Here is a 12540-nt window from a genome sequence, read left to right on the forward strand (position 1 = left end):
AAAGTATTTATCAAAATAAAAATATCCTGAACAAGTTGCAGAGCCAGAAAGTTCTGTAACTGTCAGGATATTTTTGTTTGGTGCTGTCAACTCTAAAAAACGTTATTTACCGACAGCTCCTTCTTTATACAAATTATGATTTCACAGATTGCTCCCTGCTTTTCGCTCCTGCAGTCCTTCCCAATATTCTTTTTTCACAATACCTTGGAAAGGAATTCCTTAAGTCTTGGATTCTTGGGATTTTTAAAAAATTCTTCAGGGATATTTTCTTCCTGGATTTTCCCATCATCAATAAATACCACTCTTGTTGCCACTTCCCTTGCAAATCCCATCTCATGGGTGACAACTACCATAGTCATGCCACTTTCTGCCAGCTCTTTCATCAATTCCAGAACTTCTCCAACCATCTCCGGGTCAAGTGCTGACGTAGGCTCATCAAAAAGCATCACATCCGGATTCATTGCAAGGGAACGTGCAATGGCAATACGCTGCTTCTGTCCGCCGGAAAGCATGTCCGGATAAGCATTGGCCTTGTCTGGAAGACCAACCCTTGCCAGCAGGTCATCAGCCTTTTTAGAAGCCTCTTCCTTTGTCATCAGCTTTAATGCAACCGGAGCAAGCATGATGTTTTCCTTTACTGTTTTGTGAGGAAACAGATTGAACTGCTGGAACACCATCCCGATTTTCTGTCTGTGACGGTTAATATCCACCTTAGGATCTGTAATATCTGTACCTTCAAACAGGATTTTACCTCCGGTAGGCTCTTCCAGAAGATTCAGAGAACGGAGAAATGTAGATTTACCGGAACCGGAAGGCCCGATGATCGCTACTACCTCTCCCTGACAAATATCTGTGCTGATCCCATTCAGGACCACATTGGCACCAAAAGCTTTTTGAAGCTCCTGTACCTGGATCAGGACTTTTGATTTATCCACGCTCATTCGTACGCAGCCTCCTCTCCAGTTTATTCATAAAGTAAGTAAGAGTCATTACAAGTGCCAGATAAATGGCAGCTGCTGCAAACAGCGGCCAGGTAGGATCATAAGTACGGCTCTGGATCAGCATTGCGCCCTTTGTCAAATCCATCATACCGATGTAACCCACCACTGAAGTTTCCTTGATCAAAACGATAAATTCATTAACCAGTGCAGGCAGTACATTTTTAAAAGCCTGAGGGATGATGATCATGCGCATTGTCTGGGAGAAATTCAGTCCCAGGCTGCGTCCAGCCTCTGTCTGCCCCTGATCAATGGACATGATTCCTGAACGGACGATCTCTGCCACATAAGCGCCGGAATTAATACCAAAAGCAAGACCGCCCACAATGATCTTATTCACAGTTACTGAGCCAAAAATAACAAAGTTCATAATCAGCAGCTGGATCATGGTAGGCGTACCACGGATCACGGTAAGGTATACACGACAGATCCCATTCAAAAACCTGAATTTTCCATTCTTGTCATGTGCAGAACGGATGATTGCCACAATAAAGCCGATGATCACGCCAATGATCACTGCGAAAACTGTGATCTCCAGCGTTGTTTTTAATCCGTCCAGCAGCCACTGATATCTGTTTTCTTTAATAAAATTCAGATAAAATCCATGTTTAATATTTTCCCACATAATTCTTCCTGTTTTCCTTGAAAAGAGCTGTTGGCAATCCATATGTCAACAGCTCTGTAGTTTACGGTATAATTCTTATATTCTGTTACGTATTATTTATGCCTTTGGTGTCAAAACACCAAAATCCTATTACACATTATTTCTTTACAATGATTACCTGGCTTGCATTTGCATAGGTATCTGTAAAGTCAACATTCTCTTTACGATCATCAGTAACAGTCATGCCTGCTGCGCCAAAATCTGCTTTTCCAGAATTCACAGCTGCAAGAATGGAATCAAACTCCATGTCCTCGATCTGAAGCTCGTAGCCAAGCTTATCACAGATTGCCTGTGCAATATCAGCATCAATACCAACGATGTCGTCGCCATCATGATACTCATACGGCTCAAACTCTGCATTGGTAGCCATTACAAGTGTACCATTGGAACGATCCACATCCTCTGGGGACTCGTAAGGATGCTCACCGATCTCATCGCCAATGTAGTTCGCCATGATATCATCGATCACACCCTCATCTTTTAACTCTTTCAGGGCACCGTTCATCTTGTCCAGAAGGTCAGTATTTCCTTTCTTTACGCAGATCGCATACTCTTCTTCCACAAACGGGTCGTCCAGGATCTTCAGATCATCATTGTTCTCAACAAACTTCTGTGCCGGCTGGGAATCAATGATCACGCAGTCAATCTGTCCTGCCTTTAATGCCTGAACAGCTTCACTTCCTTTGCTGTAACGCTCTACAGTAGAACCCTCACTCTCATATTCAGAAGCATCCAGATCTCCTGTTGTACCAAGCTGAACACCGATGGTAGCTCCCGGAAGATCATCCTTGGATTCTACAGCAGCAGATACGCTGGCTGCCATGGATACGGTCATTGCTGTACTCAGTGCCAGAGCAGCAAACTTTTTTGAATTTTTCATAACCTTTTCCTCCTCTTCAGGCATTGTATGCATAAAGCCTGTATATTCTTTCATTTTTATTTTATAATTCTACCATGAATTTCTTAAAATGCAAGAGTAGACTTGAATAAACATGCAGTTTTTTATAACAATTTTTATAGCAGTATTTCTTTTCGTTCACACTTTTATAACATTTTTCCTTTATTATGGATAGCATAACTTTCCAGACCAAATAACACCTATAAGGAGGCTTGATAATATGAAGTTTACAAAAATGCAGGGAATTGGCAATGATTATGTATATATTAATTGTTTTGAAGAAACGGTAAAGGATCCATCTGCAGTTGCCAGATTTGTCAGCGACCGACATTTCGGCATAGGTTCGGACGGTCTGATCCTGATCCGCCCATCCCAGGTGGCAGACTGTGAAATGGACATGTACAATCTGGACGGCTCACAAGGTGCTATGTGCGGCAACGGAATCCGTTGTGTTGCCAAATATGTATTCGATCATGGAATCGTAAATAAAACCAGCATCTCCATTGCTACGAAAAGCGGCATAAAATATGTGGATCTTACAGTCAAAGATGGCAAAGCCAGCCTGATCCGTGTAAATATGGGATCTCCCATCCTCCAGGCCACACAGATCCCTGTAGTTGCAGATACGGAGCAAGTGATCGATGCGCCTATCCAGGTAGATGGACAGGAATATCATTACACAGCTGTTTCCATGGGAAACCCTCATGCCATTGTATATGTAGAAGATACAGACAGCCTGGATCTTGCCAAGATCGGTCCATCCTTTGAAAACCATGTGAATTTCCCTGATCGGATAAACACAGAATTTGTACAGGTACTAGATAAGCATACTGTAAAGATGCGCGTATGGGAGCGGGGTTCCGGCGAGACACTGGCCTGTGGTACAGGCGCCTGTGCAGTAGCCGTTGCTTCCATCTTAAACGGCCACGTTTCACCAGATACCCCGGTCACTGTGAAGCTGCTTGGCGGCGATCTTCAGATCTTCTGGAACAGAAGCGAAAACCTGGTTTATATGACAGGTCCTGCAGTAACTGTTTTTGATGGCCAGATCGATCTTTCCTTCCTTGGAGAATAAAATACCCCGGGATCATTGATCCCAGGGTGGTACATTAATAAAGCATATGAACATTTTACAGAAAAGCCATGATCCGTTCCACCATAAAGACAGCCCCACAGGCGATCAGTGCAACGGTGAGAAGGCTTTTCTCTTTATATGCAGCGATCAGTGCTGCACCAAACCCTGCCACTGCTGAGATCCTGCTGGCAGTAGCAGACAGGATGGCCGGAAATGTCATTGCAGCCAGGCATGCGTAAGGCACGTAATAAAGAAATGATTTGATATATGGATTTACAATTTCTTTTTTTGCCAATGTAATGGGCAGAACTCTGATCAGATAGGTCACACCTGCCATTACCAGAATATATATGTATACATTATGACTCATGTACTTCATCCTCCTTCACCGGACACAAATAAGCAGCTCCGCCTGCTGTCACTAACGTGGTGATGATGATCACAAAACCGGATGAAACTTTATTTAATCCTGGTACAACTGCAAATAGTGTGCTGACTGCCATAGCAGCCACAACCACCAAAAGCACTGCCTTGTTCTTCTTTGCCGGCGGAATGATCACTGCCAGAAACATTCCATAGATAGCCACCCCAAGTGCGCTCATGATAAAATCCGGGAGCAGGCTTCCTGATATGGCTCCCAGAAGCGTTCCAAGAGTCCAGCCCGGAATTGCCATGCACATGGCACCATAATTATAAAAAGCACTCACCTTTCCCTCCTGGCTGGCACTTACACCAAAGATCTCGTCTGTAATGCCAAATGCCACCAGATATCTGTGTGCCCATGGCTCATCTCTTCGCATTTTCTGTGACAGAGAAAAAGACATAAGACAATATCGCAGATTGATCACCAGCTGAGTCAATGCCATTTCCCAGTATGATCCGCCTGCCACAATAATATCCAGGCCTGCAAACTGGCCTGCTGATGTAAGATTGGTCAAGGAAATCAGTACAGCCTGCCATATGCTAAGGCCGGAAGACACTGACATCATTCCAAATGTAAATGAAACTGCCAAATACCCAAGACCAATGGGTATTCCGTCTTTGATTCCTTTTTTGAAGCTTTCATTCTTCATCGGATTGTTCCCCCTGGTACCATATCATATCTTAGATACATAAGCCCGGTTAGGCAGATAATTTGGTCTGCCCTGGCGTCCGCTTAAAGAATAAGGCATTGCAAAATATGTATCTACAGAGCTTGCCAGTGCCCAGTCCGGATCATACACCTTACCATTCACCTCAGCCCATCCATGGCCTCCTGATGAAATAGCGTATACCTCTTTATATCCTACAGCACTTGCCATAAATGCAAAAGCAGCTCCATAAGAAAAGCAGTTGCCTTTTCCTCTGAAAAACATGTCTTCAGCAAAATCCATCTCCCAGCCATTTCTTGGAGAAAAGCCTCTCCAGCTGAAATATCCGAAATTCTTCTTTGCATATTCAAAACAGATCTTCAGCTTTTCTTTCTTTGGCATCAGCGGCTTTGTGATACGCTCCACTGTCTGATTGGCTGCAAACAGGATACGAAGTCTTCTAAGGCTTGCACTGTCCTTTTTTGCCTTTCCTGTACGGTCGATGGTGATTCCGCTCACCCTTGCAGATTTAACCATACTCCCTTTGGAACCTCTGGCAATATTGAAGTAATAATAATCATTGCCGATCTTCTGCCAGCCTACATGCTGTGCTCCTTTTTGGTCAAAATAAAAAGTCTTTTTACCGATCTTGGAAAGCCCGGTAAGCTTTTTACCCTTTTCGTTGTAATAATATATGTTCTGGTTCTGCTTTTTCCACTGCTTTTTGTATCTGGCTGCTGCCTGGGTAGGTACAGCCAAAAGCATTACAGCCAGAAGCATTACAGCACATAATAAAAATCTTTTTCCTGTTTTCTGTTTCATTTCCCTCTCCTTATCATCCAAATATTCTTTTTTCTTTCAGGCCAGCTGCCTCCGACAGATATTTTACAACATCTGCTGCCACACATACAACATCTTCTTCATGCATAAATTGAGTTATTTCAGAATCAAACAGCATATTTGCCTGTGGATCAAACTCTTCATCCCCATCCCAAAACAGGACAGCTATATTAAGAAAAGGAAAAACAGGCAGCACATACCCTGCATCTCCCTGGGGAAGCCTGGTACCGCCCAGATCTTCACATGCCTTTTTCAGTTCTTCCACATGTCCTGAAAAAACAGTCTGAAGTGTCTGGATCACCGTCTCCCGATATGCCTTTTCAAAAGGATACACCCTCTTTACCAGCCTGAAAGGAACCAGTTCTCCTGAGGCACAGGGATTTTCCACAGCATAATAAAAAGTATTATAAATCACCATTTGGGTATTAAAACCAACCTCTCTGTCCGGTTCCTCCCTTCTTTGGATCTTTCCGGTTTTCCTGCCCACCCTGTATTCATGATTAAAATAGATAATATAAATATAATTGTCATCTGCGCAAAGCCTGAACTTATTTATTATTTTCTCCTGATCCATTTCCTTTAGAAACTTTTGTCTCCAGTTCTCTGTCACATCATCATAATTTGACATTTTCTTCCTCCCATTAGCTGATCTGCCAGCGGATATGGCTGCCATTTTCATCTTTTGTTACGATCAGCTGGTCTTCCATTTCCTGCTTCAGCTCTGTTACATGAGAAATAATTCCGATCAGCCTGGAACCAGATGCCATATCCTTCAGCACACGCACTGCCTGATCTCTGGAATGTTCATCAAGGGAGCCAAAGCCTTCATCAATAAACATCATATCCAGATCCACAGATGCAGAAGAAGCCTGGATCTGATCTGCCATTCCAAGGGCCAGGGACAAAGCTGCCATAAAGGACTCTCCTCCGGAAAGGGTACGCACTTCCCGTACCTTCCCGGTAACTGCAGAATACACCATCAGGTCCAGCCCTCTGTTTTTCCCCTCACCTGCACGTTCCAGTTCGCACAAACGCAGCTGAAACTGTCCGGCAGACATTTCTTCAAATCTTTGATTGGCTGCATACAGGATCTGCTGCAGATAATATCTTTGTACGTAGGTTTCAATATCCATTCTGGCTCCGGATACTTTCCCTGCCAGCATATTGTACATCTCTTCCAGCCTTCTGTGCTCCTCCATGATCCTTGCCCGTTCCTCCATCTTTGGAGATAAGGCATCCAGGCAGTCCCTATCTGCCTTATGGATTTCTTTGATCCTGGTCAGATGATCCTGCAGCTCTTCCAGCTCCTCCAGGGTTGTTTTCACTTCCTCTGAAAGTCTTTCCATGTCTGGTCTTTCTCTGCCATTTATGAATTCCACAGCCTGTTTTTGCCTGTTGGCTGCATCCAGCTTTCTTTCCTTATAAGCCTCCACCTGGTTCTGGAATTGCTCCAGCTGCTGATTGTCGTACAAAAGCAGTTCTTTCATCTGCTGCAGGGTCAGACCTTTTTCCTGAAGCTTTTTCTCAAATATCTGTTTTCCCAAAGCAGTGTCTTTTTCCAGAACAGGCAGTTCTTCTTCACATTTCGTAAGAAGAGCCTCCATCTTTTCTACATTTGCTTTGATCTGATCCAGTTCTTCCCTTGTCTTTTTCCAGGTCTTCTCTGCATTTGTCTTTTTCTCTTTCATCTGAGCCAAAGCCTGTAATGCCTCTTCCTTTGAAGAATAGCCTTTGCTTTGCTCCAGCTGCTGTAAGGCAGCCTGTTTTCCCGCAAGAAAATTACTGCATTTTGTTACCAGCAAAAGAGCATCTTCACTGGTCTTCTGCAGATCCTCTTTCTGTTTTTCCCCATCCTTCAGGCTTTTCTGTATTCCTGCCAGTTCCTTTTCGGCCTGCTCCAGACGGAAATTTTCTTTCTCCACATCTGCATTCCATCGGATGGAAAAATCCTTCAGATAATTCAGCAGTTCCTTCCATCCGCCAGGAACTGGTATATTCTCCTCTTGTCCAAACTCCGCCTGTTTCATCTGCAGCCAAAGCCTGTCCGCTTCCTTTTTGAAATATCCCTGTTTTTCTTCAAGCAGCTTCTTTCCTGTGCCGGCCTGTCCAGCCTTTTTCTCCTGATCCTCCTGTAAAACCGTAAGCTCCTCTCCCAGCTTCTGAAGCCCTTCTCTTGTGAGGGTCTGATGTTCCAGCGGGATCTGGCAGGGAGATGGATGCTCCAAAGATCCACACACAGGACAGGGCTGTCCCGGACGAAGCTGTTCCTTTGCAAGAAAGCCTGCCTGTGCATCTAAAAATGCAGTCCTTTTCACTGTGTACTCCTGGTTTTTCACATCATATAGATTCCGTGCTTTCTGATAATCCATCTGAGCTTTTTCTGCCTGCTTTTTCTGTTCCACAGTATCTTTGGCCAGCTGCCACAGCTGGGAGAGTTCCTTCTGGAACCGGAGCATATTCTCCTGTTTTGCCTGCCATAAAGCTCTTTGTCTGTCCGTAACCGACAGTCTTTCTCCCTGCTCTTTCCATAAACCAAGTCTGGTCTCCAACTCTTTAAGACTGGTCTGGGCATTTTCAAGAGTCTGGCCTGCCAGTCTGGATTCCTGCTCTTTTTCTTTGATTTCCTTTTGAAGCGCAGCCATCTTCCTGAATATTTCCAGGGAAGCCTCCACCTGTTGGGAAACCTTTGCAAAAATCTCCTGTACTTCCTTTTGCTGCTCCCTTGCCTTCTCCTCGCTTCCGGCAGCCTGCTCACAGGCCTTTTTCATCTCAGGCAATTCTTCCTGATAATGCTTGATAAGGGTTCTTGTATTTTCTACCTGCTTCTTCTGATCTTCATACCTTTGGTATGTCCCATGCAGCTCCTGTGCATCCCTGATCTGCCGGATCTGTATTGTAAGAAGCTGCATCCGCTCCTGATCCTCTTCACACTCTGCCAGTACTCTCCTGGCCTCATCAAGCTGTACAAACTGGTGGCACAGGGAATCTGCCAGATTTAGCTCATCCCTTTTTTTCAGATAGATACGGTTCTTTTCTTCCACCTGCTTTTCCAGACTCTCTTTTTCTTTTCTCAGTCTGCTGCACAATCCTTCCAACTTTGCCAGCAGATTTTCCATGTCAACTACAGACAGCCGTTCAGACTCCAAGATCCGCTTCTTTAATAAACTGATCTCTTCTATATCCGGATCTGCTTCCGGAATCACCAGATGGGAAGTTTCGGTCTGGCAGACCGTACGGATCCGTCCGATCTCAGACAGTTTTTCCTTTTTTCTTTTTCCCAGTTCTTCCACAATATCCTGAAAGATCTGCGTATGAAACAGCTTCCGGAAAATCTCTTTTTTGGTATCAGACTTCGCCCGCAGAAGCTCCATAAACTCTCCCTGTGCGATCATTGCCACCTGCATAAACTGGCTTTTAGTCAGTCCCAGAATTTCTACCAGTCTGGCATTCGCTTCCTTCTGAGGATATTCCCGCCCGTCTGGCATAAATAAAGATACTTTTTCCTTTTCCTCAATCTGCCCCTGTCCTCTTTTATTGGGTCTGAAATGACGAGGATTACGACGCACCACATATATTTCTCTTTCTCCGCCGTATCTGGCAGAAAATTCAAATTCCACATAAGGCTCAACGGAAGGATCTGCATACTGGCTTTGCAATTCTGTGCCGTTTTTCTTATTTACACCGGAACTTGCTTCTCCATAAAGTGCAAAAACAATGGCATCAAAAATCGTGGTTTTCCCGGCGCCTGTGTCTCCGGTGATCAGAAACAGATTCTGATCAGCCTTTGTAAAATCCAGTATCGTCCTGTCCCTGTAAGAACCAAAGGCCTGCATGGTCAGTTTTATAGGCCGCATATCAGTGTGCCTCCTTTACGCAGTTGATCACATCTTTCAGAAGCTCTCTTTCCTGCTCATCCATATCCTTCAGAAAAGAACAGCACAGTTCAAAAGGATCTTTCTGAATCTCTCCATTTACTTCTCTGCTGTAATCTGCTGTACGCAGATTCTCACGTCGTATCTCAAGAAGTCCGGGAAAAGCGCAGCGAAGCCTGTCCTGCATATCCATAATATCCAGATCTGCCTTATCGTTAAGGATCACTGTTACATAATCCTCACAGCTTTGATTTACCACTTCTTCCAATGTTCCCCGTATCACCCGTATCTGATGCAAGGGCTCAAGCGGAAGCACGCTCACACATACATCTCCTTTTGCGCCCATTTCTACCTGCAGGATCCCTTTTCGCTGGCCTGCCTCGCTGACAGATGTTGGAAAAGGAGTCCCACAGTATCGTATTACCTCACTGCCCACCTTCATTGGCTTATGGATATGGCCAAGGGCCGCATAATCAAACGGCTCAAGCACACTGCTTTGGACTTCGTCAATATTACCCACTGTACGGATTTCCGAATCCATTCTCGGAATATCTTCTGCCCTGGTGCCGGATGGCAGGTAAAACTGATGGCTGACGATCACGTTACGTTCTTCTTCCCTGATACTCTCCCTCTGGATCAACCTACGCACAGTCTCATCATAGGAAAGATTATTGCCATTTTCATCACTGCCGGTGATAGCCTTCACAGTGGATGGCTTTACAAAAGGAAGCAGGTAAAAATTCACTTTTCCCCAGGAATCATGAAGGCTTACTTTCTCTATATACTCCCCTTCTCTTTGCGGTGGCTGCCCGATCATGTACAGCTTCTGTCTTGCAAGTACAGACCGGAAGCAGTTCACTCTGGATGCACTGTCATGATTACCGCTGATCATCATAACTACAGTCTCCGGTGCTGCCTGTGCAAGCCCCTGGATAAAACGGTCAAACACTTCCACTGCCTCCGCAGATGGCACTGCCTTATCGTAGATATCCCCGGCGATCACAATCGCATCAGGTTTTTCCTTCTGTGCGTATTCTGCAATTTTCCCGAAAATATACTCCTGATCCTGACGCAGATCCCGATTCTGCAGCTTCAAACCTATATGCAGATCTGATAAATGAAAAAACTTCATACACCCTGCCTCTTTCTGCTTTATATGTGCTTTTTATGTATTTTTTATCATACCATAATCCGCACGCAAAAAAAAGACAGGGCAGGTACATCTTTTATGCACTCTGCCCTGCTTATCACTGTTCACTTTGTTCGCAGTAACCCTTGTTTTTTATTCACATCACTTGATTTTCTCATAGCTATCATCATCTTATAGCTATCCTTGTTTTTCATTTACATGATCTTTTCATAGCCACCCTTGTTTACACATTTCACCATCTGCTCCAGTTCTTCCATCCCCCAGCTGCAAGCCTGCCTGGGGTCTCCTTTGAACCACACGCAGGTTCCGCAGGAAGAGCTTAATGTCCTTGGCACCGGCATGATCCGGCTTTCAAATCCGGCTTCTTTACACTGCTTGTGGAATGCCATGGCTCCAAAATGGGAATAAAAAGTAGCTATATACGCTTCCTTCATTTTTTCAGTGTAAGGATATAATCCTCACTCTCTTCTTTGTAAGATACCTTATATCCCTGATGGGTTGCAAACCGTGTCACATTTTCCTTTGCCGTAGGATTATCCACCAGGATCTGGTACATGCTTTCTCCTGCCTCCAGTGCCTTTTTGGTCAGGATCACCGGTTCCGGGCAGGAAAGCCCTCTTGCATCAACAGTTCTCATTTCAGGCTGCTCCTTTCTTTCTTATGGAATTACAAGCTGCAATCACCAACAGTACTACAATTCCCACTAATACTGCTGCTTTGCCATTTGCTGTAGGGCCTTCTGCGGAAGATGCCAGGCCAAAATTATGTGCAATAGCAGCACCTGCTGCCAGCCCGATCACAGCAACTGCAGAATCTGTATTTCCTTCTCCTGCCAGTACCAGCTGACGCATAGGACACCCGCCAAGAAGGACACAGCCGAAACCTGCCAGTGCCATTCCCAATGCATTCCAAAGTCCGTCGGTATGTGCAATGGGCTGTCCTGCAAATCCAGGATTCCAGAATCCCAGGATTGCATTTCCAATAAATGCAGCTACAAGAATAGCCAGGAATCCACTAAGAAGCTTCCATTCTCCAAACAGCACTACATCACGGATACCGCCTACCATACAAAGTCTTGTTCTCTGTGCCAGTGCACCTACCACCAGTCCGGCCACAAGAGAGATCCCGATTGCAGCGTGCTTTGCCCCAGGGCCTCCATCCGTTTCTGTAAAATGGATAAATGCAGGTGCAGCTACCAGAAGTGCAAGGATCACCAGCTGCAGCACCGTAAAAATCGTTCCTTCTGTTTTCTGCATGGAATAAGAACGCTTCAGAGTATATCCTTTTTTCAGGAAAACAACACCCAGAAGGATTCCGCCTACAAATCCAAGGATTCCAAATAAAGCATTGAAATCTCCGCCTGCCAGACGCAGGATCATACGGAAAGGACATCCAAGGAACATCAGGCATCCGATCATAACAAACATAGCAATGACAAATCTTGTCACTGGTGCAGAGCCGCCTCTTGGCTTAAATTCCTTTGTAACCAAAGCCAGGATAAATGCCCCCAGTACAAGCCCTACGATCTCTGGACGTATGTACTGTACTGCTGCTGCTGAATGGAATCCCAGTGCTCCTGTGGTATCTCTGATAAAGCAGGCAATACAGAAACCCATGTTTGCAGGATTACCAAAGAAAACCAGCCCTACAGCAATGGCTCCGATAATAAGTCCTGCCGCAATGATCAGGATAGTTTCTTTTTTCGTGGTTGAATCATTCATACTACTCTTTCCTCCCTACCTGAATATACAGAAATTTTATCATTAAGCCTATTTTTATTCCAATTAATTATTAAAGTGTTTTTTGCCGATTTATAGATTTTATCAATATATTGTGGTACACTAATTACAAGAATGATTCAGCAGGTAACTGTTACATCACTAAACAGTTATGTATCAACACCATATCTGCTAAGTATGTTTCCTATAACCTGCTGAGTAGTTGGTAAAATTAACAGAAAGTCAGGTTTCTAT

Annotated in this window: 13 protein-coding genes; 1 reads left to right on the plus strand and 12 read right to left on the minus strand. The window is 44.5% G+C overall.

Annotated features, from left to right (window positions below; all coding sequences use genetic code 11):
• Positions 1-194 precede the first annotated feature (194 nt).
• The 3 genes from OCV61_RS10485 to OCV61_RS10495 form a co-directional block, all read right to left on the minus strand.
• Positions 195-941: an amino acid ABC transporter ATP-binding protein gene (locus tag OCV61_RS10485; RefSeq protein WP_158421758.1), complete on the minus strand. Its 747-nt coding sequence runs from the start codon at positions 939-941 to the stop codon at positions 195-197.
• Positions 928-1623, minus strand: a complete 696-nt coding sequence (locus OCV61_RS10490) for an amino acid ABC transporter permease (RefSeq protein WP_158421759.1) — start codon at positions 1621-1623, stop codon at positions 928-930. The genes OCV61_RS10485 and OCV61_RS10490 overlap by 14 nt, the downstream gene beginning before the upstream one ends.
• A gap of 136 nt (positions 1624-1759) precedes the next feature.
• Positions 1760-2542: a transporter substrate-binding domain-containing protein gene (locus tag OCV61_RS10495; RefSeq protein ID WP_158421760.1), complete on the minus strand. Its 783-nt coding sequence runs from the start codon at positions 2540-2542 to the stop codon at positions 1760-1762.
• Between the two features lie 238 nt (positions 2543-2780).
• Here OCV61_RS10495 and dapF point away from each other — a divergent pair, with 238 nt between their 5' ends.
• On the plus strand, positions 2781-3635 hold the full coding sequence (gene dapF, locus OCV61_RS10500; protein WP_158421761.1) for a diaminopimelate epimerase: 855 nt from the start codon (positions 2781-2783) through the stop codon (positions 3633-3635).
• 55 nt (positions 3636-3690) lie between these two features.
• On the opposite strand, the gene OCV61_RS10505 is transcribed toward dapF, so the two are convergent.
• The 9 genes from OCV61_RS10505 to yedE all read right to left on the minus strand — a co-directional run bounded on the left by OCV61_RS10505 (position 3691) and on the right by yedE (position 12288).
• Entirely contained in the window at positions 3691-4005 is a 315-nt protein-coding gene (locus OCV61_RS10505) for an AzlD domain-containing protein (RefSeq protein WP_158421762.1), read from the minus strand.
• The gene (locus OCV61_RS10510; RefSeq protein WP_158421763.1) at positions 3995-4708 is read right to left on the minus strand and encodes an AzlC family ABC transporter permease; all 714 of its coding nucleotides are present in this window, start codon (positions 4706-4708) and stop codon (positions 3995-3997) included. Before OCV61_RS10510 ends, OCV61_RS10505 begins: the two co-directional genes overlap by 11 nt.
• 24 nt (positions 4709-4732) lie before the next feature.
• Positions 4733-5527, minus strand: coding sequence for a transglutaminase-like domain-containing protein (locus OCV61_RS10515; RefSeq protein WP_158421764.1), 795 nt, complete (start codon positions 5525-5527; stop codon positions 4733-4735).
• Positions 5528-5540: 13 nt separating this feature from the next.
• Entirely contained in the window at positions 5541-6173 is a 633-nt protein-coding gene (locus OCV61_RS10520; RefSeq protein ID WP_262582796.1) for a DUF3786 domain-containing protein, read from the minus strand.
• Between the two features lie 13 nt (positions 6174-6186).
• A complete protein-coding gene (locus tag OCV61_RS10525; protein WP_158421766.1) occupies positions 6187-9399 on the minus strand; it encodes an AAA family ATPase in 3213 nt (1070 codons plus the stop codon).
• 1 nt (position 9400) lies between these two features.
• Positions 9401-10549, minus strand: coding sequence for an exonuclease SbcCD subunit D (locus OCV61_RS10530; protein WP_158421767.1), 1149 nt, complete (start codon positions 10547-10549; stop codon positions 9401-9403).
• A gap of 212 nt (positions 10550-10761) precedes the next feature.
• The gene (locus OCV61_RS10535; protein WP_158421768.1) at positions 10762-11001 is read right to left on the minus strand and encodes a putative Se/S carrier protein; all 240 of its coding nucleotides are present in this window, start codon (positions 10999-11001) and stop codon (positions 10762-10764) included.
• Positions 10998-11204 (minus strand): sulfurtransferase TusA family protein, encoded by a 207-nt coding sequence (locus tag OCV61_RS10540; RefSeq protein WP_158421769.1) that lies wholly within the window; start codon positions 11202-11204, stop codon positions 10998-11000. The genes OCV61_RS10535 and OCV61_RS10540 overlap by 4 nt, the downstream gene beginning before the upstream one ends.
• 1 nt (position 11205) lies before the next feature.
• Positions 11206-12288: a YedE family putative selenium transporter gene (gene yedE, locus OCV61_RS10545; protein WP_158421770.1), complete on the minus strand. Its 1083-nt coding sequence runs from the start codon at positions 12286-12288 to the stop codon at positions 11206-11208.
• Positions 12289-12540 lie beyond the last annotated feature (252 nt).

Origin of the sequence: Blautia ammoniilytica, from assembly GCF_025566965.1 — a bacterium.
GTDB classification, from domain to species: domain Bacteria; phylum Bacillota; class Clostridia; order Lachnospirales; family Lachnospiraceae; genus Blautia_A; species Blautia_A ammoniilytica.